The sequence below is a fragment of the Flavobacterium sp. TS_SC_5 genome (assembly GCF_056156265.1).
This window is the reverse complement of record NZ_CM149588.1, coordinates 2,971,072-2,994,598: the sequence shown is the minus strand read 5'-3', so window position 1 is coordinate 2,994,598 and position 23,527 is coordinate 2,971,072. Positions and strand designations below refer to the sequence as shown.

Genomic DNA, 23,527 nt, shown 5'->3' with positions numbered 1-23,527 from the left:
TCTCTATTCTTAAAACTATTTAAATTATTAATACTTGCTAAAAAAAATAGATTCTCAAATAAAAAAGCACTTTTAATAGTAATTTGTTTAATTCTTGCTGTTTTTAGAAAAATAAGTAAAACACAAAAAGGCGAGATAGATTTAAATCCACCTCACCTTCTGTATCAACAAAATTTAATAACAATTAATTTAGTACTATAAATGATGATTTTTGAAAAATAATCAACCAAAACTATTTCGTTCCAATCAAGGATTTCTATTACTAATTTTTTAGCATGAAATATTAGAAAACAAACATAATATTTCTACTGCTTCCCATTTTTTTTTTACTAGGGACTACTTCACTTAACTTCAAGCTCGTTTAAAGTTAAGTGAATGTACAAGCATCCATATCCATTTATCTTTTTTAATATATTTTAACTAATCCAAGATATTATGAAATCAAATGATATAGTGCTAATCCCTGCACACCCTCATGTGTGGTAATTCCTGTTTTATTATCCTATTTTTTTCATGGCGGTCATTGATTCTCTCAACCACTCGCCTACTTCTTCTATTGGATGTTGACGAATGCTTTTATTTACGGCAATAAGAACCGCATTATCTACTCCATTTGAAGTTGAAAAAGGTTTTCCTATTACATTAGTATCTACCGTTTTCATGAAATCAGTTAATAACGGTTTACAGGCATGATCAAATAAATAACAACCATATTCTGCAGTATCTGAAATGATTCTGTTCATTTCATATAATTTTTTTCTGGCTACCGTATTGGCAATCAAAGGTAATTCATGTAAAGATTCATAATATGCTGATTCTTCAATAATTCCTGTTTGAGTCATGGTTTCAAAAGCCAATTCTACACCAGCTTTTACCATTGCAATCATCAAAACACCATTGTCAAAATACTCTTGCTCCGAAATATCGGCTGTTGTAGGAGCTGTTTTTTCGAAATTAGTTTCTGCAGTTGCAGCTCTCCAAGTCAATAAGTTGATGTCATCATTAGCCCAGTCAATCATCATATTTCTTGAAAATTCACCAGAAATAATATCATCCATGTGTTTTTGAAACAACGGACGCATGATATCTTTTAATTCATCTGCTAATTCATACGCTTCAATTTTTGCAGGATTTGACAAACGATCCATCATGTTTGTAATTCCACCATGTTTCAAGGCTTCAGTTATTGTTTCCCAACCGTATTGAATTAGTTTTGACGCATAAGCGGGCTCGATTCCTTTCTCAACCATTTTATCAAAACATAAAATAGAGCCAGTTTGTAACATTCCACAAAGAATGGTTTGCTCTCCCATTAAATCCGATTTTACTTCGGCTACAAATGAAGAGTTCAATACTCCAGCTTTGTGACCACCAGTAGCAACTGCATACGCTTTAGCTTGTTCAAAGCCTTCGCCGTTTGGATTGTTTTCTGGGTGAACCGCAATTAAAGTTGGCACACCAAAACCTCTTTTATATTCTTCACGGACTTCAGATCCAGGACATTTTGGCGCACACATAATGACAGTGATGTCTTTACGAATTTGCATTCCTTCCTCAACAATATTAAAACCGTGAGAATAAGCCAAAGTTGATCCGTTTTTCATCAAAGGCATGATTGCTGTAACTACAGCAGTATGTTGCTTGTCTGGCGTAAGGTTACAAACCAAATCAGCTGTTGGGATTAATTCTTCATACGTTCCCACTTTGAATCCATTATCAGAAGCATTTTTAAAAGAAGCTCTTTGCTCTGAAATTGCATCTGCGCGCAATGCATAAGAAATATCTAGTCCAGAATCTCTCATGTTCAAACCTTGGTTCAAACCTTGTGCGCCGCAACCTACAATGACTACTTTTTTTCCTGCTAATGCTTTGATTCCGTTTACAAATTCAGATTGATCCATGAATTCGCAAACGCCTAATTGTTCTAATTGTAATCTAAGTGGTAATGAATTGAAATAATTTGCCATTTTTTTATGTTTTATGAATGTAAAATTTAATGATTGATAAGTTTAGCAATTTAAAACTAAACGGGTTCTTGTTTAAGTTCTTCTAATAATGTTGAAATTTCCATTTTTGCTTTGGAAACCGATATTCTTCCGGAACGCACAAATTGCATAATTCCAAAAGGTTTCAATTTTTCATATAACGATTCTATTTCAGCACGTTGTCCTGATTTTGAAATCACAAAAAAGTCTCTTGCAACCGTAACTATTTCAGAGTGGCTTTCTTTAATTATGTTCTGAATTTGTTTTTCATCAAAAAGCAAACTCGACTCAATTTTGAATAATGCATTTTCTAAGAAAATAGTTTCCTCATCAATATGATAAAATGCTTTAATTACTTCAATTTGTTTTTCGATTTGTCCTACTATATTTTGTACCCATTTTTCGGTTGTATTAACCACAATGATGAATCTGGAAACATTTTCAATTTCAGATTCTGATACATTTAAACTCAAAATATTAATATGGCGTTTCAAGAATATTCCAGATATTCTGTTTAATAAGCCAACGTTGTTTTCTGAATAAACAGAAATGGTGAATGTTTTATTTTCCATTTTTTTATGTTTAAAGTTTTATTGTTTAAAGTCTAAAGTTGTGCAACGTTATTTTCGGGTTAGTACAACTTTAAACCTTAAACTTTAAACTATTTTAGGACAAACGAATGTCCGAAACCGATGCTCCTGTTGGAATCATTGGGAATACATTATTTTCTTTTTCTACCATAACTTCCAGAAAGTAGGATTCTTTTGAAGCCATCATTTCAGCAACGGCAGCATCTAAATCTTCTCTTTTTGTTACTTTTTTAGCTTTGATATAATAGCCTTCAGCAATGGCTATAAAATTAGGATTGATCATTTCCGTAGAAGCGTATCTTTTGTCAAAAAATAATTGTTGCCACTGACGAACCATTCCTAAAAATTCATTGTTCAAGACCACAATTTTCACAGGAACTTTGGTTTGGAAAATAGTTCCTAATTCCTGAATCGTCATTTGAAAACCTCCATCTCCAATAATGGCTACGACTTCACGATCTGGCATTCCCATTTTGGCACCAATCGCAGCAGGTAAAGCAAATCCCATAGTTCCTAATCCACCAGATGTCACATTACTTTTTGTCGAATTGAATTTGGCATACCGACACGCAAACATTTGGTGTTGCCCCACATCCGAAACCATTATCGCATCTCCTTTTGAGTGTTTGTTGATCATTTCGATCGTTTCACCCATTGAAATTCCTTCTCTCTTTGGTTTTAACTCGTCATTGATTACAGCTTCCAATTCTATTTCATATTTCTCTTTGAATTCATTGTGCCAAGCTTCATGAGAGTTACTTTCAATTAAAGGAAGTAAAGCTGTTAAAGACTCTTTTAAGTCGGCCAAAACAGCTACCGTAGTTTTTACATTTTTATCTATTTCTGCCGGATCAATTTCAAAGTGAATTACTTTGGCTTGTTTGGCATAAGTAGCTAAATTTCCTGTAACACGATCGTCAAAACGCATTCCAAGTGCTATTAAAACATCACATTCGTTGGTCAAAACATTTGGACCATAATTACCGTGCATTCCTAACATCCCCACATTTAATGGGTGATCTGTTGGCATTGCCGAAAGTCCTAAAATAGTCCAAGCCGCCGGAATTCCTGATTTTTCAACCAAAGCTTTTAACTCAGCTTCCGCTTCACTAAGAATTACTCCTTGACCAAATATGATAAATGGTTTTTTAGCAGTATTAATTATTTCAGCTGCTTCCTTAACCTTATCAAGATTTAAAACTGGTTTCGGATTGTAACTTCTAATGCTGGTACATTTTTTATAACTGAATTCAATTTCGTCAAACTGAGCATTTTTTGTAATATCAATTAATACGGGACCTGGACGACCTGATTTTGCAATATAAAATGCTTTTGCAATGATCTCTGGAATCTCAGATGCTTCGGTAATTTGATAATTCCATTTGGTTACCGGAGTCGAAATTCCAATGATATCTGTTTCTTGAAAAGCATCAGATCCCAATAAATGTTTACCTACTTGTCCTGTAATACAAACCATAGGAGTCGAATCGATTTGCGCATCAGCAATTCCTGTGACTAAATTTGTTGCTCCCGGCCCCGAAGTTGCAATCGCTACTCCCACTTTTCCTGTTGCTCTGGCAAAACCTTGTGCAGCATGTGTAGCTCCTTGTTCATGACGCACTAAAACGTGGTGTAATTGATCTTTAAATTTATATAATTCGTCGTAAACAGGCATTATAGCTCCACCTGGATAGCCATAAACCAAATCTACTCCTTCTTCTAATAAGCATCTGATAACGGCTTCGGCGCCGGAAATTTTATTTGTTCCCATGGGTACGTTTATTATTTTTTAGAATTAGAAACATCTATTTAAAATATCTTATTTCTATCTCTTCTTTTTTGAAAATTATTTATCGGTTACACATCCTTCAGAGGCACTTGTGACCGAACGAATATATTTAAGTAACACTCCTTGTTTAATTGGTGATTCTGGTTTTTTCCAATTGGCTTTACGTTTTGCGAATTCTTCGTCAGATATTTTCATATTGATCGTATTTTTCACAGCATCAATTGAAATCACATCACCGTTTTCTATCAAAGCAATTCCTCCGCCTTCATAGGCTTCTGGAGTAACGTGTCCTACTACGAAACCGTGAGAACCTCCAGAAAAACGTCCGTCCGTAATTAAAGCGACGGTACTTCCTAAGCCAGCTCCCATAATTGCGGATGTTGGTTTAAGCATTTCAGGCATTCCCGGACCTCCTTTTGGGCCACAATATCTAATAACAACCACATTTCCTGGTTTTACCTCTCCTGCTCTAATTCCTGTAATTACATCGTGTTCGTTTTCAAAAACTACTGCTGTACCTTCAAAAAACTCTCCTTCTTTACCGCTGATTTTTGCCACACAACCCTCTGAAGCTATGTTTCCGTATAAAATTTGAATATTTCCAGTAGCTTTTAAAGCTTTTTGGATTTCATGAATCACTTGTTGTCCATCATTCAAATCAGGAACTGAAGCTAAGTTTTCAGCAATTGTTTTTCCGGTTACCGTTAAACAATCTCCATGTAAGAAACCTTCTTTCAATAAATATTTCATTACTCCTGGAACACCACCAACATTATGTAAGTCTTCCATTAAGTATTTACCGCTTGGCTTCAAGTCAGCAAGTAGTGGAGTTTTATCACTAATATCTTGGAAATCTTTTAAGGTAAGAGCAACACCTACTGAATGCGCCATTGCAATTAAGTGCATAACCGCATTCGTAGAACCTCCTAAGACAGCCACAATTGTAATCGCATTTTCGAATGCTTTACGAGTCATAATGTCTCTAGGCTTAATGTCTTTTTCTAATAATATTCTAATGGCTTTACCAGCATCAGCACATTCTTGTTTCTTTTCTGGACTTAAAGCAGGGTTAGAAGAACTGTAAGGCAAACTCATTCCTAAAGCTTCAATCGCAGATGACATGGTATTAGCAGTATACATTCCACCACAAGCACCTGCACCTGGACAAGCATTTTGAATCACACCTTTAAAATCTTCAGGAGTAATAGTGTTGTTGAATTTTTTTCCTAACGCTTCAAAAGCAGAAACAATATTCAAATCCTCGCCTTTCCATTTTCCTGGATGTATAGAACCTCCATAAACCATAATAGATGGGCGATTGACTCTACCCATAGCCATTAAAGCTCCTGGCATATTTTTATCACAACCCGGAACAGCAATCATTCCGTCATACCATTGTGCTCCCATAACTGTTTCAATAGAATCTGCAATTACATCACGAGAAACCAAAGAAAAACGCATTCCATCATTACCATTTGAAATACCATCACTTACACCAATAGTATTAAAAATCAGACCAACTAAATCTACTGCCCAGACGCCAGTCTTAATATCTTTAGCCAAATCATTTAAGTGCATATTGCAAGGGTTTCCATCATAACCCATACTCACAATTCCTACCTGCGCTTTTTTAAGATCTTCTTCAGTTAATCCAATTCCGTACAACATGGCCTGAGAAGCTGGTTGTGTTTCATCTTGCGTGATTATTTTACTGTATTTATTTAATTCCATTATTATGTTAGTTTGTAGGTAATATGTTTTTCTGAAAAATTATAGATTCCATCAATTATTTATTTTTTAAACTATAGTCGATTGGCCTATATAAACATTGTCACTTTTAAAATATAAGTCGTCTTTGCTTAAAATGTAATTTGAAATAAAGTCTCCCACTTCATTGGTACCAAATTTTGAATACGGATTCAAATCGGCTGTGACAACATTTAGTTCAATTGCTTTATGTACCGCTTCGTATACTTTTTGAGATTCGATATGAAGACCAAAATGTTCCAAAAGCATCGCTGCACAAACTATTGAAGCAATAGGATTGGCAATATTTTTTCTTTTGGCTTCCGGATAAGAGCCGTGAATAGGCTCAAAAAGTGCATTTGAATTTCCTAAAGATGCGGATGGCAATAATCCTATTGAACCGGTAATTACACTCGCTTCATCCGATAAAATATCGCCAAATAAATTTTCGGTCAAGATGACATCAAATTGTTTTGGATTAATGATTATTTGCATTGCGGCATTATCGACCAAAAGGAATTCTAAAGTTACATCAGGATATCCTTCTGCAATTTCAGTTACTACTTTTCTCCATAATCTTGATGTTTCAAGGATACTGGCTTTATCAACCAAAGTCATCTTTTTCTTTCTTTTCTGAGCTGTTCTAAAGGCCAAATGACTGATTCGAATAATTTCTTCTTCTGAATATTCACATAAATCAGAGGCTAATGTTCCTTGTTCATTCGTTTTTTTTTCGCTAAAATATGAACCTCCAGAAATTTCTCTAAAAATTATAAAATCAGCACCTTCAATTATTTTTCTTTTTAAAGGCGATAAATCTAATAGGTCGTTATAAGGTTTTATAGGTCTTATATTGGCATATAATCCTAACGCTTGTCTCAATTTTAGTAACCCTTGTATAGGTAGTGATTTTGAATCTGATTGGGTATCATATTTTGAATCATCAACAGCTCCAAACAATATAGCATCTGTATTCAAACAAAGGTTTAATGTTTGCTCTGGCAGTGGAGTTCCTGTCTTTTCAATAGCAACAGCTCCAATAAGCGCATCTTCAAAAACAAACTCATGATCGAAAACCACACCAATTGCATACAATGCTTTTTTTGCTTGTAAGATTACCTCCGGACCTATTCCGTCTCCTGAAAGTACTGCTATTTTTAAGTTCATAATAGTAGGATTTAGATTTTATTAGAAATCAAAATATTTTAGTTAAGGAGTAATTCCTTGTTCATTTTACAGGCTTCAATTATTTGATGAATGTCATCATCCAGCACTTCTTTTTTAATGTCGGCAAACTTTAAAAATTCAACATAAACCACATCTAATTGTACTTTTGTAAGTTCATATCCAACTTTTTTAGCTCTGTATGCCAATGCCGCTCTACCACTTCTGGCTGTAAGAACTATTGAAGATTCATTTACACCTACTTCTAAAGGATCCATGATTTCATAAGTTGCTCTGTTTTTTATCACACCATCCTGATGAATTCCTGAACTGTGTGCAAAAGCATTCGCACCAACAATCGCTTTATTAGGCTGCACCATCATTCCCATACTTTCAGAAACCAAACGGCTCATTTCATTCAGCTGACGTGTATTGATATTCGTATCTAAATTCAAATACGGATGTTGTTTGAAAATCATCACCACTTCTTCAAGAGCTGTATTTCCTGCTCTTTCGCCTATTCCATTTATCGTACATTCTATTTGTCTGGCTCCATTTACCGCTCCTGCAATTGAATTTGCTGTCGCCATTCCTAAATCATTATGACAGTGACACGATAGGATTACGTTTTCAATCCCTTTGACGTTTTCTTTTAAATACTTAATTTTTGCACCATATTCTTCTGGCAAGCAGTATCCTGTTGTATCAGGAATATTAAGTACGGTTGCACCTGATTTTATTGCTTCTTCGCAGACTCGAGCCAAAAATTCATTGTCCGTTCTACCGGCATCTTCAGCATAAAATTCTACATCTTCAACATACGATTTGGCATGGGAAACGGCAAATTTTGCTCTGGCAATTATATCTTCTCTTGTTGTATTTAATTTGTGGACAATATGTGATTCCGAAGTTCCTATTCCAGTATGTATTCGAGGTCTTTTTGCATATTTTAATGCCTGAGCCGCAACATCAATATCATTTTTCACTGCTCTTGTTAATCCGCAAACAATAGCATTTTTAACAACCTTACTTATTTCTGAAACAGATAAAAAATCACCTGGACTTGACACAGGAAAACCAGCTTCAATGATGTCAACACCCATTTCGTCCAGTCGATTTGCTATAACGAGTTTTTGATTTGTATCTAACTTACATCCCGGGACCTGTTCGCCATCTCTCAAAGTGGTATCAAAAATTTGAACTTTCTCTCTATTCATTTTCATTTATTTAATGTAATTTCACAACTTGATAACAAAAATATCTTTCATTACTTTATTCTAAAACTCAATTTAATGAAATATACTGCTTATAAAGCAAACAATAACTTTACAACTATTTGATTAACAGTAAATTAAGCTACTATATTCTACAATGGCTAACCATCAAAAAGATTTCTTATTTGTATTAATAAAATCACTTTCAAAATCTGAAAAAAGACAATTCAAGATTTTTGCAAGCCGTTTAGAAACAAGTTCGAATACAAAATTTATCGAATTATTCAATATTTTAGACAAATCAGAAGTGTATGATGAAAAGCTTATTCTGAAAAGCGGTATCATTAAAAAAGTACAATTATCGAATCTAAAATCATATTTGTACAAGCAAATTTTAGTGAGCATTCGATTGAATATTCCCAGCCAAAACATTCGATATCAGCTAAGAGAACAAATTGATTTTGCTGCCATATTGTACAATAAAGGGTTATACAGGCAGAGTTTGAAAATTTTGGATAAAACAAAGATTTTAGCTTTGGAAAATGATGAAAAACTGATGGCTTATGAAATTGTAGAATTCGAAAAACTTATCGAATCGCAATACATAACACGAAGTATCCAAGGACGAGCAGATGAATTGGTTATTCAGGCTAAAGAACTCAATTATCGTAATACTATTTCCAGTAAATTATCTAATTTATCACTGCAGCTGTATGGAATTATGCTGAAAACCGGTTATGTAAAAAGTGACGAAGAATATAAATATATTGACGATTATTTCCATAAACACATTTCTAAATTTGATGAGAAAAAATTTGGATTTAGGGAAAAATACTGGTTTTATAATGCCAATCTTTGGAGAAGTTTTCTGGTTCAGGATTTTCTTTCCTGTTATAAATATTCTTTAAAATGGGTCACACTTTTTTATGATAATCCAAGTATGATTCATTTAAATCCAGTGTTTTTCCTAAAAGGAAACCATTATTTATTAGAATCTTTGTATATGTTAAAGTACAAATCTAAATTTAAAAAATATTTAGCGCTGCTGGAAGATACCATCAAAGATTCCCATTTCCCCGTAAATGATAACATTGCGTCTTTATCATTTTTATATGTCTATAATAATAAATTGAATTACCATATTCTGGAAGGTACTTTTGCCGAAAGCGAATACTTAATTCCCGAAGTATTAAGTAAATTAAAAATTCACACAGACCATCTTGATGAACATCACGAAATGTTGTTCTATTATAAATTTGCTTCAATTTATTTTGGGAACGAAAAATATACTGAGTGTATCTTTTATTTAGAGAAAATCATAAACAATAAAAATCTTTCGATGCGAGAAGATTTGATGTGTTTCGCCAGAATACTCTGTTTGATTGCGCATTATGAATTAGGGAAAGATTATTATCTGGAAAATCAGTTGAAGAACACCTATAAATTCCTAATCAAAATGAATGATTTACATGAAGTGCAGAAAGAAATCATTAAGTTTTTGAAGAATTTAAACTCCATTTATCCAACAGATATCAAAAAGGAATTTGTAAAAATGAGAGCGCGCTTTATAGAATTGGAAAAAAACACCTATGAAAAAAGAGCTTTCCTTTATCTCGATATTATTTCTTGGCTCGAAAGTAAAATTGAAAACCGAAAAATTAGTGATATCATTAAGGAAAAAGCAAAATTAATTAATCGATAAGACTTTATATGACTAAAGGAGGTTAAAAACCTCCTTTTCGTTAAGTTATATTTTTTAAAAATTGTTATATCAAAGAATAATACCCTCAATTATTACGCTAATTTGTCCGTTCTAAAAACAATTGGAGTTTCTTGCAATAATGTTTTTGCTTTTTCAAAAAAAGATTGAATATATGATTGCTGATTATGATCATTCAATCCGTTTTGATTTTCCCAAATCTTATGAAAGATAAAAGTATTGGCATCATCACAATTTTGATGCAAATCGTATTGTTTGCAAGCCGCTTCTTGAGTTGATTTTTCAACTAATTCCAGTAATAGCGATTTTACTGCAGCTGTATTTTCTGGTTTGCTTTTTAGAATAACGGTTAGATTTATTACCATAATTAATTTAAAAATAGTTGTGTTAAATGGTTTTGATACACTTTAAGATCGTTTTCAACATTTGCATTTTTTTTCAATATCATGAAAATGAATACTTTGTAACGGTTGCATACCAGTAAAAGCATTCATTCGATGAAAACCAAATAACGGTCCTTCATCCACACTGTGCTGATCGAAAATTCTCCCGGTAAAGTAAAAGCCTCTTTTGGAGCATTCCAAGAGGTGGTTAACATATATTTTTGCCATGAAGCATTCCTTCCTGTTCCATAATTGATGGTTGGATTTTCTGCGGAACGACCGTCACTTTTGTAAATCCCTTTGGCATGACCTTCAGTAAAAACAACATCAATGTATTTTTTAAATCCATGTGGCAACTGGAACCACCATATTGGCGTATGATAAATAATTACATCAGCCCAAACAAATTTCTCCACTTCTGCAGCAGGAATATAATCAGCATTAATGTTCGTTGTTTTTACTTCAAAATCACTATTGCTTTTGAAAAAATTCAAAGTTTCATTCGAAATAGTTTCATTAAATCGTCCTCCAGAATGGCCAAATTTTTGTCCGCCATTGATTATAAATATTTTTGTCATGATTTGCATTTTTAATTTGATGGTGCAAAGTTAGAACGAGAATTTCTATTATTAAAATAACATAATTCATACCTTTGTATCATAATTATAATAGTTATGGTGAATTTAGAATGGTATCGAACGTTTAAAGCGGTTTACAAAACAGGAACTTTAACAAGTGCTGCGGAAGAATTATTTATTTCACAACCTGGCGTGAGTCTGCATTTGAGTTCCTTGGAAACTTATGTAGGCTATAAATTATTTGACCGAACTGGTCGAAAAATGGTTCCCACCGAAAAAGGAAAAGTGCTCTACAATTTCATCATTGAAGCATTAACCAAACTGGAAGAGGCCGAGAAAAATTTTCAAAGAAGCACAGAGAAAAATACGCCAACGATAAGTGTGGGAATGTGTTTTGAAACATTCCAAATCACACTGGAACAGTATATTTCGACGTTACCATTTAATGTTATTATTCAATTTGGAGAATATCCTGAAATGGTAGAAAATCTTGAAAAAGGAATTCTCGATTTGATTATCACGCCCCAAATGGTCGTTAAAAACGCAATTGAATATCAGGCATTTTCATCTGAAACTATTGTACTTGTTGGTGGAAGCGAAATTGACGATTTAGAATTCAATTCTATAGTAAAAAAGGAAAATATTCAAGCAATAGAACTTTGGTTAAAGCAACAAAAATGGTACGGAACTACCGGAGATATGGAACATTTACGTCGTTTCTGGCAATTAAATTTCAATAAACATCCTGATTTCAGACCTAATTATATAGTTCCAAACCTAAATTCTATCATACGTTGTTTGAGCAGTGGTAAAGGATTAGCTGTTGTTCCTGATTTTTTATGCCGAAAAGAAATTGATAATGGAACGATCAAACTGATTTGGGAAGGGAAAACACCACTAAAAAACACGCTCTATTTTGCAACCAGAAAAAAAACAATTTATGAGGAAGAAATCGCTTTGATTAAGAAAATTTTCATCGATTTGAACTAAAATTTGTTATTCTGGAAATATAGTTTACTTTTATAAATACTTAAATTTTAAAGTTATGAACGGATTTTTTAAAACAATTCTTGCAGGTTACGGTGCCAAAAAACTAGGCGGTGGCTGTTTTGGTACAATTCTAATTTTTATAATTATCTATTGGATATTAGGTTATTTTTAGAATTAAAACTCTAAAAATAACCCATTTATAAACTTATAAATTAATATGCCAAAAGTTCTTTGAGGTCATTTTCGAAACGACCTTTTGGCAAATATTGATCTTCTAATGCTTTTGTAAACGGAATCGGAGTATCTAAACTTGCCACTCTTTTTACTGGCGCATCAAGGTATTTGAAACAGTTTTCCATTATCATTGCCGAAATATCACTTGAAATTCCTCCAAAAATGCTGTCTTCCTGATAAATAATTACTCTTCCCGTTTTTTTCACCGATGCGAAAATAGCTTCGGTATCTAATGGCTGTAAGGTTCTTAAATCCAACAAATCAGCAGAAATTTGAGGATTTTTGGCTAAAATATCTAAAGCCCAATGGACCGCTGCTCCCAACGAAATAATCGTAACTTCATTTCCTTCTTTTAACAAAGCCGCTTTTCCTAATGGAATCGTGTAATAGTCTTTTGGTACCTCTTGGTAAACACTTCTATACAATTGCTTGTGCTCAAAGAATAATACCGGATTCGGGTCGTTTATAGAAGTATTCAATAATCCTTTGGCATCATATGGAAATGCAGGATACACTACTTTTAAACCCGGAGTTTTAGTAAACCAAGCTTCATTGGTTTGCGAGTGAAAAGGTCCCGCTTGAGTTCCGCCACCACAAGGCATTCTAACTACTACATCTGCTTTTTCTAACCAGCGGTAATGTGATTTGGCCAATAAATTGACAATTGGATTAAATCCTGTGGAAACAAAATCGGCAAACTGCATTTCCACAATCGCTTTATAACCATTGATTGATAATCCCATTCCTGCCGAAACCACTGCACTTTCACAAATTGGCGTATTGATGACACGCTCTTTCCCAAACTGGGCAACAAAACCATCTGTGATTTTGAAAGCACCACCATATTCAGCAATATCCTGACCCATGATTACTGAGTTTTCATGGCGTTCCATCGATTGTCTCAAACTGGCAGAAATCGCATCTATAAAACGAATATTTTCTTTTTCTTCTGAAGGTTTAACGTGTTCAAATACATGCGGTTTGTAAACATCATTTAGTTCCTCACTTAATGTAGCTTCAATTTCCGGTTCCGCATTGGCAATAGCTAGACTTTCATCAATATCCTTTTTTATTTCAGCATGTAAATCAGCATCAAAATCAGAGGTCAGAACTCCGTTATCGATCAAATACTTTCTATAATTTTCTACTGGATCTTTAATTGCCCAAATATCCATTAATTCCTGTGGAACGTATTTAGTCCCACTCGCCTCTTCATGCCCGCGCATTCTGAAAGTTTTGAATTCCAATAAAACAGGACGCGGATTTTCTTTAATCGAAGCCTTCAATTCAGATAATAAATTAAACACTTCCAGAATATTATTTCCATCAACAATATGACTTTCCATTCCATAGCCTTTCCCTTTATCGGCCAGGTTTTCGCAACGATATTGTTCGTTTGTAGGTGTTGACAATCCATAACCGTTATTTTCTATCACAAATAGAACCGGTAATTCCCAAACCGAAGCAATATTTAACGCTTCGTGAAAATCGCCTTCACTTGTGGCGCCTTCACCGGTAAAAACTGCGGTAATTTTTCCGTTTTTCTTGAGTTTATTGGCTAAAGCGATTCCGTCAGCAACTCCTAATTGCGGACCTAAATGCGAAATCATACCTATAATCTTGTATTGTTGGGTTCCAAAGTGGAAACTTCGATCACGACCCTTGGTAAAACCATTGGCTTTGCCTTGCCATTGTGAAAAAAGACGGTATAACGGAATGTCTCTTCCTGTAAAAACACCAAGATTTCTGTGCATTGGCAAAATGTATTCATCCGAATCTAAAACTGCGGTAACACCCACAGAAATAGCCTCCTGACCAATTCCAGAAAACCATTTTGATACTTTTCCCTGACGAATAAGAATCAACATTTTCTCTTCTATCAGTCTTGGTTTTAATATTCTTTTATATAAATCTAATAATTGATTGTCAGTAAGATTTTTTCTGTCGAAGATCATTTTTTCGGTTTTATTGTATGGTTCAAAGATAAAAAAATATAACAGTTTTGTATAAATTTGTTATAAATTTTCATATTGTTTACAAGTTTTAAAATTCAGATATAAAATTATTCTTTACATTTGTATCTGCAAGGTTTTTACCTTCAAGTTATTAAAAAATATTTAAAAGTATGCAAAACATTCCTAGTGTTGACTTGCGTGATTTCCTTTCGGACGACCCGAAACGTAAACAAAAATTTGTAAATGAAATCGGAAGTGCATTTGAAGATATTGGCTTCGTAGCACTCAAAGGGCATTTTTTAAACGACCAATTGGTTGATGAATTGTATGGTGAAATCAAGAATTTTTTCGCTTTACCTTTAGAAACAAAACACAGTTATGAAATTCCTGGAATTGGAGGACAAAGAGGCTATGTTTCTTTTGGAACAGAGCATGCCAAAGGCAGAAAAGAAGGGGATTTGAAGGAGTTTTGGCACTTCGGACAATATGTTTCTGAAGATTCAAAATACGCTTCGGAGTATCCGGAAAATGTTGAAGTAAAAGAACTTCCCCGTTTTAATGTGGTAGGCAAAGAAGCTTACCAAATGCTTGAAAAAACAGGAGTTTATGTTTTAAGAGCTTTGGCTTTACACCTTGGTTTAGATGAATTTTATTTTGACCAATATGCTAAAGACGGAAATTCAATCTTAAGACCTATTCATTACCCACCAATCACATCTGAACCGGCAAACGCAATTCGTGCTGCTGCTCACGGTGATATCAACTTGATTACTTTGTTGATGGGTGCGCAAGGAAAAGGATTGCAAGTGCAAAATCACAACGGAGAATGGATTGATGCCATTGCTGAACCGGATGAATTAGTTATCAATGTAGGTGATATGTTGTCACGTCATACCAATAACAAATTGAAATCCACCATTCATCAAGTGGTAAACCCACCAAGAGAATTATGGGGTACTTCACGTTATTCTATTCCGTTTTTTATGCATCCGGTGAGTGATATGAAATTGGATTGTTTGGAAAACTGTATTGATGCGGAAAATCCAAAAAAATTCGAAGATATTACTGCTGGAGCCTATTTATACGAACGTTTAGTAGATTTAGGCCTTATTAAAAAATAAAACTTAAATTTACGTCAAATACTAAAAGACATTAAGTTTATGCTTAATGTCTTTTGTTTTTTACCAATTTAAATCAGCATTATCTGCGTTCAAAATATAGATCGATATGGATTTACAAGATCAATTAAAAAACCTTTTTCCAGATCACGAACCATCTCCTGAAGAGCAAATTGAGGAAGTGGCGCACGAATTACATGTTCAAAAAGAACCTATGATTTGTAAATTCGAAAAACGAAAAGGAAAAGCAACAACCATTATTGAAGGATATGAAGGTACCGACGAAGATTTTAAAATTTTGCCAAGGAAATCAAAACCAAATTGAGCGTTGGCGGAACTTTCAAAGACGATTCCATTATCATTCAAGGCGATTATCGTGATAAAATAATGGCTATTTTAAAAGAAAAAGGCTTTAAAGTAAAACGTGTTGGAGGTTAATCCCCACCTAACCTCCCCGAATGGGAGGAACCAAACGAAAATAAAAAAAATACAATCTAAATCAGGAACTTTCTCCCTTTCCTTTGGAGAGGGCTCGGGAGAGGAAAAAACAAAAAAACAAATGATACAATCATCAGAATTAATATTAAATCCAGACGGTAGCGTTTACCATTTGAATTTAAAACCAGAACATATTGCACACGATATCATCTTTGTAGGTGATCAAAATCGTGTCGAAAAAATTACACAGTTTTTTGACAGCATTGAATTTTCGACTCAAAAAAGAGAATTCAAAACCCAAACCGGGATTTTCAAAGGCAAAAGAATTACGGTGATGTCCACAGGAATTGGTCCTGACAACATTGATATCGTCATCAACGAACTGGATGCTTTAGTTAACATTGATTTAGAAACCCGTAAACCAAAAGAAAAACTGACTTCATTGAACATCATTCGTATTGGAACTTCGGGCTCTTTGCAAGCGGATATTCCTGTGGACAGTTTTGTACTATCAAAATTTGGATTAGGATTGGACAACATGCTCCGCTCCTATTTGATTGACGAAGTTTCGAACCTGGAAATGGAAGATGCTTTTGTGAAACACACCAATTGGGATTTAAGAAAAGGAAAACCATACGTAATTGCTTGTTCCGAAAAACTGGAAAAAATAATTGAAAGCGACAAAATGCACAAAGGAATTACCGCAACTGCAGGTGGTTTTTACGGTCCACAAGGTCGAGTGTTGCGTTTAAATATTCAAGATGAAGAATTGAATTCTAAAATGGATAATTTTAAATTTGGTGACAACCAAATCACAAACTTAGAGATGGAAACCGCAGCAATTTATGGACTTTCGGCACTTTTAGGACACCAAGCATTGTCATTAAATGCTATTATTGCCAATCGAGCTTCGGGAACTTTTAGCGAAGATCCATACAAAGCGGTGGATCAATTAATTGCGGATACATTGGATAAATTGAGTAAATAGTTTTTGATTTAAGAATGCAGATTAACGATTTTTGATCTCAGATTTATAAAAATATGAACTTACGTATTGCAAGACACACAGATGATTTAGAAATAATAGAAGAATTTTATGTTAACATTCTTGGTTTTGAACGTCTAGGAGGTTTTCAAAACCACAACAATTATGATGGTATTTTTATTGGAAAACCAAAATTAGATTGGCATTTTGAATTTGCACAATCTGATGCAAAAGTCAACCATACTTTTGATGAAGACGATGTTACAGTACTTTACCCAAAAACATTTTTAGAGTATAACATGTTAATAAACAATATTATAGATAATAATATTTCAATTATTACTGCAAACAACCCATATTGGAATGAAAATGGTAAAATGTTTCTTGATCCTGATGGGTTCCGAATTGTTATTTCTGATTTAAAAGCAAAAGATTGATAATTATTGATTGACAAATTCAAAAACTCGATGCTACTTTAAACCAGAAATATTTAGTATTTAAAACTATCTTTGCTTTTACAACAAAACGATAATGAAAATAATACTTACAGGTGCAACAGGAGTTTTGGGATCTCATATTATGTATGAAATTCTGGAACTTTTTATTAACACTAAAATGGATGGAAAACTTTTTATAATTGCTCGAAATAAAGGCAAAAAATCTGCTTTAGATCGCATAAACGAGCTCTTATCCAGCAGTTATACACCAAAAATCATAAAAGACAAAGGCATCGCAAAACTGCATGAATACATTGAAATCATTGATACGGATTTGGCTGTTATTCAGGACACTTTTTCAAGCCAAATAAAAGATGCTTATCTCATTCATTCAGCTGGATTTGTGAATTTATCTACCGATGAAGAGCAACGCGAAAAGATTTTTGACGAAAACACCAAAATCACAAAAACGCTTTTCAATCTCTTTCATCCTTTTATAAAAAAGTTTGTTTACATCGGAACTGCTTTTTCATCTGGAAACCGAAAAGGAGTAATTGACAATGATTTTCATAGTTTAGGCTTCCAACCGGAGCACCGCAATGCGTATGAGAATGCCAAATTCCACTCGGAAAATTTTATAGCACAAGAATGTAAGAAAGTAGGCTTACCCTTTCAAATTTTACGTCCAAGTGTGATTGGAGGCAAAATGTTAGGAACAGAAAATCCGTATTTTATATCGAAATATATGGTTTTTTATCTTTTGGCAAAATTCTTTCACTTCACTTCCCAGCGAAAAGGAGATCAAGAAAATGTGCGTTTTATTGTCAATGAAGACACCGTTTTGAATATTATTCCTGTCGATTATGTCGCAAAAGTGATTGTAAATATATTTCAAAGAGAAGATATTGAACAGCTTAATATTGTACATAATAAGAGTTTCAATATGGTAAATGGATTGCGATTGATTATGAAGGAAGTTGGCTATACTAATTTTACTTTAATACAAAATTCACTCGATTTTGTATATAAAAACACTATCGAAAAATTGTATTATGAAAGTATTGGAAAACACTTAAGTCCCTATTTCACAACTGCTGCGAATGAATACGATACCACTTTGTTGGACTCCATTCTGGAGATACCAAAACTGGATGAGGAGGCATTTACCAATATGATTCGGTATGCAAAATTGAATAATTTTAAAGATATTAATGTGTAATTTTAGGAGCTATTTCCTGCTATAAGTTGCAATTGAAATTCATTGACCTCAAATAAAAATAAAAGTATGGTGAAGTAATCTTTTACTTTTTAAAGAAAAAAGAAAAAGGATTTTCACTGCTATCAGGGCTAAATCGTTCAACATCAAATTTTCAACATAAACATGAATCTTACTTTAGAAACCGACCGATTAATTTTAAGAGAAATGCTCGCTTCAGATGCGGAATCTTTATTTGAAATGGACAGCAATCCTAAGGTACATCAATATCTTTGGAACAAACCATTGACAGATATTAGCGAAGTACATTTGTATATCGAATCTGTTAGAGCGCAGTATGTTCAAAATAATATTGGACGATTTGTAGTTATTTTGAAAGAAACCAATGAATTAATTGGTTGGGCAGGATTAAAATACAACACCGAAATGGTGAATAACAAAATTGATTTCTACGATATTGGCTATCGGTTGAACGAGAAATTCTGGGGAAAAGGATATGCCAGTGAAGCCAGTTTTGCATGGCTGGATTATGGTTTTAATGTAATGAAAATCAAAATCATGGAAGCTGCAGCACATACGGAAAATGTCGCTTCAAACAAAATACTACAAAAAATTGGACTAAAAATGACTGAAAAATATCTGGAAGATGGTGTTTCTTGGAATTGGTACGAATTAAAAAATCCTAACTTATAATGAAAACAATAAAAATAGCCGGAGTTCCGGAACATTTTAACCTTCCTTGGCATTTAGCTATAGAAAACGGTGATTTCGAAAAAGAAAATATAGATTTACAATGGACCGACGTTCCAGAAGGAACCGGAAAAATGTGCCAAATGCTTCGCGATGGCGAAGCAGATATTGCTGTAATCCTAACCGAAGGTATCGTAAAAGATATCGTTGCCGGAAATCCAAGTAAAATTGTTCAAGTTTATGTAGAAAGTCCTTTGATTTGGGGAATTCACGTAGCGGCAAACTCTAATTATAAGACCTTAGCTGATTTAGAAAACAAAAAAGTTGCTATTTCCAGATTGGGTTCAGGTTCGCAACTTATGGCATATGTCAATGCGGACAATCAATCCCGACTTAATTCGGGATGGAAAATTGATAATCTGGAATTTGAAATTGTAAATACTATCGACGGCGCTGTTGAAGCGTTGACAAATGGAACGGCTGATTATTTTATGTGGGAACGTTTCATGACTAAACCATTAGTCGATAAAGGAATTTTTAGACGAATTGCGGATTGCCCAACGCCTTGGCCTTGTTTTGTAATTGCGGTTCGAGAGGAAGTTTTAGAAAACAATCCAGTCCTTATTTCAAAAATTCTGGAAATCATCAATCAAACCACAGAAGATTTTAAAGAAATTCCGAGCATTGATAAAACGTTGGCTTCAAATTTCCATCAAAAAGTTGAAGATATTCAAGAATGGTTGTCATTAACGCATTGGTCACAAAAACCATTATCTGTTGAAATGTTAAACAAAGTTCAAAATCAACTTTTTCAACTTAAAATTATCGATAAAAAAGGTACTTTTGAGGATATTGTGAAAACAGTCTAGATTACTGTTTTTATTTTTACTATGATAAAAATAAAAGAAATTAATTTTCAGGGTATTAAGCAGCAATTCCGGGTCAAAAAACCTTGGGATGACGTGATGATTTTTATCCTGAACATATTAATTGCTATTCCGGTTTTTATCATCTTGCATCAAAACTTAATCAACCCCAATTGGCCTCTTAATATTGACCGGGTAGCGCTGTTTTTGGTGATGATTGTAATAATTCAAATCTTACTTCGATTCTTACGAACGATTATCCTCTTTTGTATTATTCTATATTTATTGGTTTTAGTATACGGTTCTACAATTGGAAACTATGGATTTAACAGTGTATTTGAAGATTATAATTCAATTTTGTATACGATGTCAGATAATCCATATCCGCAAGATATCATCATTGCAAAGTTGCTTCCGTTTCCCAATAAATCAAAAATTATCAATGCCATAGAATATCAAAATCCTAAAATCAGGAATTTTGCAGTAATGGCTACCACCAAACATTTTAAAGACCTAAAAGGATATTCGGATTATAGAACTATAATTCAATGCTTTGCCGTTTTCAAAGAAATAAATAGCCGATGGAACTACGTAAGCGACCCAAAAGCAAGAGATTATATCGCAACGGCTACGGAATCACTGCTTTATTTTTCTGGAGATTGTGATGATCATTCAATATTAATGGCTGCCGCAATTAAGTCTATTGGTGGAACTCCGCGATTGATTCATACTACAGGTCACATTTATCCCGAAATATTGATAGGCTCTCTAACTGATTTAGAAAAAGTCAATTTTCTAATAAAGAATGTACTATTTGTTAATGAAAGTAATGAAAATAAACTTCATTATCATGTGGATGAGCGCGGTCAAATTTGGATGAATCTGGATTATACGGCTAAATATCCCGGAGGACCTTTTATGTCTGAAGAAATTCTCGGTGCTTTGACATTGGATTAATTTGCATGCCATTTTCGTTTAAAAAAGCTAATCCAATTTCCTTGCAAATTTTCAAGTATACCAATAATCCTCACTTTTAGTCAATAAATTTTCCTATCTTAACCAAACTGAAATTATTGTTTTAATTAAGTTTTACTATGGAAAATTCAAAATTAAAGGCTTTTATCCCATTTTTTTATCTCGTTTGGTCGGATGACCTTTTATCTCAAAAAGAATTCGTTACGTTACAAGAATTTATAGGTTCACAGCGCTGGATTTCCGAAAAAGAACAAGAATTTCTTCTTTCAAAAGTAGCGATTTCTGTTCCGCCTTCCCGAGCACAACTTACTGAATGGAAAAGTGAAATTGATTCTGTTATTCATCACCATCCTTTGCTAAAATCTATATTTGAAGTTTCGATGGCGCTTGCTGAAAACAATTCTTATATCGAAGATCACGCAGCTGATTTTCTGCAATTGGAAAACGATTTGGGAATTTTAGGCGAAGAAGCAATTGGAAATTTTAAAACAAGGTCAAAAACCTTTACTTCAAATAATCAATCTGCTCATACATTCGAAATTGAAAAACTGACCCAAATTCTGGATGGAAAACAGTCGACAATTATTAAGAAGGTAAAATCAATCATCAGCAGACCTAAATTTGCCTATGAAAATTCGACTGATACTGCCGTATATCGTGAAAAAGTTTACGGCTGGTGTAAAATCCTTGCAGACGAAAACTTAGGAAACATGGCGTACCCAAAACAATACGGCGGCGGCGAAAACATAGCCGATTATTTTGCGATCATGGAAACATTAAGCTATCACGATTTAAGTTTGGTAATTAAATTTGGTGTACAATTCGGGCTTTGGGGAATGAGCATACAATCACTTGGAACCGAAAAACACTATAGTAAATATTTAAAGGATATTGGTTCACTCCAGTTACCCGGCTGTTTTGCCATGACTGAAACCAATCATGGTTCGAATGTAAAAGGATTAGAAACAACGGCAACATACAACCATAATGACCAGACTTTTACCATTCATACACCGCATGAAAAGGCGCAGAAAGAATACATTGGTAACGCAGCAGTACATGGTCAGATGGCGACAGTTTTTGCCAAATTAATTATTGATGAAATAGATTACGGCGTGAATGCTTTTATTGTTCCAATACGCGATATAAACGGCAAAATCCTGAAAGGGATCACAATTGGTGATTGCGGACTTAAAATGGGACTTAATGGCGTTGATAACGGTACTATTCGTTTTGAAAATGTGGTTATTCCAAAAGAAAACATGTTGGATCGATTTGCCTCGGTAAACGAAGAAGGAAAATTTGAAAGTCCGATTCCAAGTGACAATAGACGGTTTTTTACGATGCTGGGCACTTTGGTCGGTGGCCGAATTGGGATTCCGAGATCAGCTTTGGCTGCAGCCAAATCAGGATTGACAATAGCGATCCAATATAGCGACAAACGCAGGCAGTTTGGACCCGAAGCAGGCTCAGAAGTTCCAATCTTGAATTATCGAATGCATCAACGAAGATTGATTCCATTGTTGGCAAAAACGTATGCCATTCATTTTGCATTACAATACGTGACGAATCGTTATATTGATAGAACAGAATCGGAAATGCCAGAAATTGAAGCCTTGGCTGCCGGAATGAAAGCCTACTCAACCTGGAGCACCACGGATGTTTTACAAGAATGTCGCGAAGCCTGCGGTGGTAAAGGATATTTATCCGAAAATAGAATCGACGCGTTGAAAAATGATACCGAAATCTACACTACTTTTGAAGGGGACAATACCGTATTAATGCAATTAGTTGCTAAAAATCGCTTATCAGAATTTCGCAAGGCATTTGGTGAAATGGATGCTATGGGAATAATTAACTACGTTTTTGAAAATGCCAAAACAGCTATTTCTGAAAAAAATCCAATTGTAACGCGCAAAACTGAGGAATCCCATTTAATAGATAATGAATTTCACTTGAGCGCTTTCCAATATCGAGAAAAAACAATATTGGCATCAGCAGCAAAGCGATTGAAAAAACTAATTGATGGCGGACTTGAACCTTATGATGCTTTTAATGTGGTGCAACATCAAATGATTGGTGTATCTGAGGCTTATCTCGAACGAATTGTTCTAGAGCAGTTTCAAAAAGCCATAGAAGACATCGAGGACAAGAAAAGTAAGGAAATAATGACTCAGTTGTGTCAATTGTATGCCCTTTCACAAATGGAAAAAAATAAAGGATGGTATCTTGAAGATGGTTATGTGGAAGCTGCAAAAACGAAAGCCATTCGTAAGATGGTGAATCAGCTTTGCTGGGAAATTAGACCGGATGCCGTTTCATTAGTAAAAGCATTTGACATTCCGGATAGTTGTCTTGCAGCTCCAATTGCTTTAGATTGATGTACACTTAATTCTAAAAAATGATTCATATTTTAAAAGAAACTCATTTTTAATTATTCTATTCAGTATTTAA

At 34.0% G+C, this 23,527-nt stretch carries 19 protein-coding genes and 1 pseudogene; 11 read left to right on the top strand and 9 right to left on the bottom strand.

Annotated features, from left to right (window positions below):
- Positions 1-497: 497 nt before the first annotated feature.
- The 6 genes from ilvC to AC0J6S_RS12875 all read right to left on the bottom strand — a co-directional run bounded on the left by ilvC (position 498) and on the right by AC0J6S_RS12875 (position 8,491).
- Positions 498-1,967 carry a ketol-acid reductoisomerase gene (ilvC, locus tag AC0J6S_RS12900; RefSeq protein ID WP_474954183.1) on the bottom strand — a complete coding sequence of 490 codons (1,470 nt, stop codon included), beginning with the start codon at positions 1,965-1,967 and terminating at the stop codon, positions 498-500.
- Positions 1,968-2,023: 56 nt separating this feature from the next.
- Complete coding sequence (ilvN, locus tag AC0J6S_RS12895) at positions 2,024-2,557, bottom strand: acetolactate synthase small subunit (RefSeq protein WP_121365410.1); 534 nt, start codon at positions 2,555-2,557, stop codon at positions 2,024-2,026.
- A gap of 94 nt (positions 2,558-2,651) precedes the next feature.
- Positions 2,652-4,346 (bottom strand): biosynthetic-type acetolactate synthase large subunit, encoded by a 1,695-nt coding sequence (gene ilvB / locus AC0J6S_RS12890; RefSeq protein WP_474954182.1) that lies wholly within the window; start codon positions 4,344-4,346, stop codon positions 2,652-2,654.
- A 75-nt stretch (positions 4,347-4,421) separates the two neighbouring features.
- Positions 4,422-6,095, bottom strand: coding sequence for a dihydroxy-acid dehydratase (gene ilvD, locus AC0J6S_RS12885; RefSeq protein ID WP_474954181.1), 1,674 nt, complete (start codon positions 6,093-6,095; stop codon positions 4,422-4,424).
- Positions 6,096-6,161: 66 nt separating this feature from the next.
- A complete protein-coding gene (gene leuB, locus AC0J6S_RS12880) occupies positions 6,162-7,277 on the bottom strand; it encodes a 3-isopropylmalate dehydrogenase (protein ID WP_474954180.1) in 1,116 nt (371 codons plus the stop codon).
- A 38-nt stretch (positions 7,278-7,315) separates the two neighbouring features.
- Entirely contained in the window at positions 7,316-8,491 is a 1,176-nt protein-coding gene (locus tag AC0J6S_RS12875) for a 2-isopropylmalate synthase (protein WP_474954179.1), read from the bottom strand.
- A 154-nt stretch (positions 8,492-8,645) separates the two neighbouring features.
- Here AC0J6S_RS12875 and AC0J6S_RS12870 point away from each other — a divergent pair, with 154 nt between their 5' ends.
- On the top strand, positions 8,646-10,190 hold the full coding sequence (locus AC0J6S_RS12870) for a hypothetical protein (protein ID WP_474954178.1): 1,545 nt from the start codon (positions 8,646-8,648) through the stop codon (positions 10,188-10,190).
- Positions 10,191-10,282: 92 nt separating this feature from the next.
- On the opposite strand, the gene AC0J6S_RS12865 is transcribed toward AC0J6S_RS12870, so the two are convergent.
- Entirely contained in the window at positions 10,283-10,573 is a 291-nt protein-coding gene (locus AC0J6S_RS12865; RefSeq protein ID WP_474954177.1) for a putative quinol monooxygenase, read from the bottom strand.
- Positions 10,574-10,698: 125 nt separating this feature from the next.
- A complete protein-coding gene (locus tag AC0J6S_RS12860) occupies positions 10,699-11,169 on the bottom strand; it encodes an NAD(P)H-dependent oxidoreductase (protein WP_474954176.1) in 471 nt (156 codons plus the stop codon).
- Positions 11,170-11,265: 96 nt separating this feature from the next.
- On the opposite strand from AC0J6S_RS12860, the gene AC0J6S_RS12855 reads away from it, so the two are divergent.
- A complete protein-coding gene (locus AC0J6S_RS12855; protein WP_474954175.1) occupies positions 11,266-12,159 on the top strand; it encodes a LysR family transcriptional regulator in 894 nt (297 codons plus the stop codon).
- Between the two features lie 212 nt (positions 12,160-12,371).
- Here AC0J6S_RS12855 and AC0J6S_RS12850 read toward each other — a convergent pair whose 3' ends face one another.
- Positions 12,372-14,348, bottom strand: coding sequence for an alpha-ketoacid dehydrogenase subunit alpha/beta (locus tag AC0J6S_RS12850; protein ID WP_474954174.1), 1,977 nt, complete (start codon positions 14,346-14,348; stop codon positions 12,372-12,374).
- A 170-nt stretch (positions 14,349-14,518) separates the two neighbouring features.
- On the opposite strand from AC0J6S_RS12850, the gene AC0J6S_RS12845 reads away from it, so the two are divergent.
- The 9 genes and pseudogenes from AC0J6S_RS12845 to AC0J6S_RS12805 all read left to right on the top strand — a co-directional run bounded on the left by AC0J6S_RS12845 (position 14,519) and on the right by AC0J6S_RS12805 (position 23,454).
- Positions 14,519-15,469 carry an isopenicillin N synthase family dioxygenase gene (locus tag AC0J6S_RS12845; RefSeq protein ID WP_474954173.1) on the top strand — a complete coding sequence of 317 codons (951 nt, stop codon included), beginning with the start codon at positions 14,519-14,521 and terminating at the stop codon, positions 15,467-15,469.
- 106 nt (positions 15,470-15,575) lie between these two features.
- Positions 15,576-15,904, top strand: a pseudogene (locus AC0J6S_RS12840) (translation initiation factor).
- A 121-nt stretch (positions 15,905-16,025) separates the two neighbouring features.
- Positions 16,026-16,892 (top strand): nucleoside phosphorylase, encoded by an 867-nt coding sequence (locus tag AC0J6S_RS12835; RefSeq protein WP_474954172.1) that lies wholly within the window; start codon positions 16,026-16,028, stop codon positions 16,890-16,892.
- 53 nt (positions 16,893-16,945) lie between these two features.
- Positions 16,946-17,326 carry a VOC family protein gene (locus tag AC0J6S_RS12830; RefSeq protein ID WP_474954171.1) on the top strand — a complete coding sequence of 127 codons (381 nt, stop codon included), beginning with the start codon at positions 16,946-16,948 and terminating at the stop codon, positions 17,324-17,326.
- Positions 17,327-17,420: 94 nt separating this feature from the next.
- Positions 17,421-18,545, top strand: coding sequence for an SDR family oxidoreductase (locus AC0J6S_RS12825; protein WP_474954170.1), 1,125 nt, complete (start codon positions 17,421-17,423; stop codon positions 18,543-18,545).
- A 162-nt stretch (positions 18,546-18,707) separates the two neighbouring features.
- On the top strand, positions 18,708-19,235 hold the full coding sequence (locus AC0J6S_RS12820) for a GNAT family N-acetyltransferase (RefSeq protein ID WP_474954169.1): 528 nt from the start codon (positions 18,708-18,710) through the stop codon (positions 19,233-19,235).
- Positions 19,235-20,101 carry a substrate-binding domain-containing protein gene (locus tag AC0J6S_RS12815; protein ID WP_474954168.1) on the top strand — a complete coding sequence of 289 codons (867 nt, stop codon included), beginning with the start codon at positions 19,235-19,237 and terminating at the stop codon, positions 20,099-20,101. Before AC0J6S_RS12820 ends, AC0J6S_RS12815 begins: the two co-directional genes overlap by 1 nt.
- Before the next feature lie 21 nt (positions 20,102-20,122).
- Positions 20,123-21,055: a transglutaminase gene (locus AC0J6S_RS12810; protein WP_474954167.1), complete on the top strand. Its 933-nt coding sequence runs from the start codon at positions 20,123-20,125 to the stop codon at positions 21,053-21,055.
- A gap of 137 nt (positions 21,056-21,192) precedes the next feature.
- A complete protein-coding gene (locus AC0J6S_RS12805) occupies positions 21,193-23,454 on the top strand; it encodes an acyl-CoA dehydrogenase family protein (RefSeq protein WP_474954166.1) in 2,262 nt (753 codons plus the stop codon).
- Positions 23,455-23,527: the final 73 nt, after the last annotated feature.

Bases quoted from the DNA above. Each gene is read 5' to 3' on its own strand.
- ilvC (WP_474954183.1), bottom strand. From the start codon at position 1,967: ATGGCAAATTATTTCAATTCATTACCACTTAGATTACAATTAGAACAA.
- ilvN (WP_121365410.1), bottom strand. From the start codon at position 2,557: ATGGAAAATAAAACATTCACCATTTCTGTTTATTCAGAAAACAACGTT.
- ilvB (WP_474954182.1), bottom strand. From the start codon at position 4,346: ATGGGAACAAATAAAATTTCCGGCGCCGAAGCCGTTATCAGATGCTTA.
- ilvD (WP_474954181.1), bottom strand. From the start codon at position 6,095: ATGGAATTAAATAAATACAGTAAAATAATCACGCAAGATGAAACACAA.
- leuB (WP_474954180.1), bottom strand. From the start codon at position 7,277: ATGAACTTAAAAATAGCAGTACTTTCAGGAGACGGAATAGGTCCGGAG.
- AC0J6S_RS12875 (WP_474954179.1), bottom strand. From the start codon at position 8,491: ATGAATAGAGAGAAAGTTCAAATTTTTGATACCACTTTGAGAGATGGC.
- AC0J6S_RS12870 (WP_474954178.1), top strand. From the start codon at position 8,646: ATGGCTAACCATCAAAAAGATTTCTTATTTGTATTAATAAAATCACTT.
- AC0J6S_RS12865 (WP_474954177.1), bottom strand. From the start codon at position 10,573: ATGGTAATAAATCTAACCGTTATTCTAAAAAGCAAACCAGAAAATACA.
- AC0J6S_RS12860 (WP_474954176.1), bottom strand. From the start codon at position 11,169: ATGACAAAAATATTTATAATCAATGGCGGACAAAAATTTGGCCATTCT.
- AC0J6S_RS12855 (WP_474954175.1), top strand. From the start codon at position 11,266: ATGGTGAATTTAGAATGGTATCGAACGTTTAAAGCGGTTTACAAAACA.
- AC0J6S_RS12850 (WP_474954174.1), bottom strand. From the start codon at position 14,348: ATGATCTTCGACAGAAAAAATCTTACTGACAATCAATTATTAGATTTA.
- AC0J6S_RS12845 (WP_474954173.1), top strand. From the start codon at position 14,519: ATGCAAAACATTCCTAGTGTTGACTTGCGTGATTTCCTTTCGGACGAC.
- AC0J6S_RS12835 (WP_474954172.1), top strand. From the start codon at position 16,026: ATGATACAATCATCAGAATTAATATTAAATCCAGACGGTAGCGTTTAC.
- AC0J6S_RS12830 (WP_474954171.1), top strand. From the start codon at position 16,946: ATGAACTTACGTATTGCAAGACACACAGATGATTTAGAAATAATAGAA.
- AC0J6S_RS12825 (WP_474954170.1), top strand. From the start codon at position 17,421: ATGAAAATAATACTTACAGGTGCAACAGGAGTTTTGGGATCTCATATT.
- AC0J6S_RS12820 (WP_474954169.1), top strand. From the start codon at position 18,708: ATGAATCTTACTTTAGAAACCGACCGATTAATTTTAAGAGAAATGCTC.
- AC0J6S_RS12815 (WP_474954168.1), top strand. From the start codon at position 19,235: ATGAAAACAATAAAAATAGCCGGAGTTCCGGAACATTTTAACCTTCCT.
- AC0J6S_RS12810 (WP_474954167.1), top strand. From the start codon at position 20,123: ATGATAAAAATAAAAGAAATTAATTTTCAGGGTATTAAGCAGCAATTC.
- AC0J6S_RS12805 (WP_474954166.1), top strand. From the start codon at position 21,193: ATGGAAAATTCAAAATTAAAGGCTTTTATCCCATTTTTTTATCTCGTT.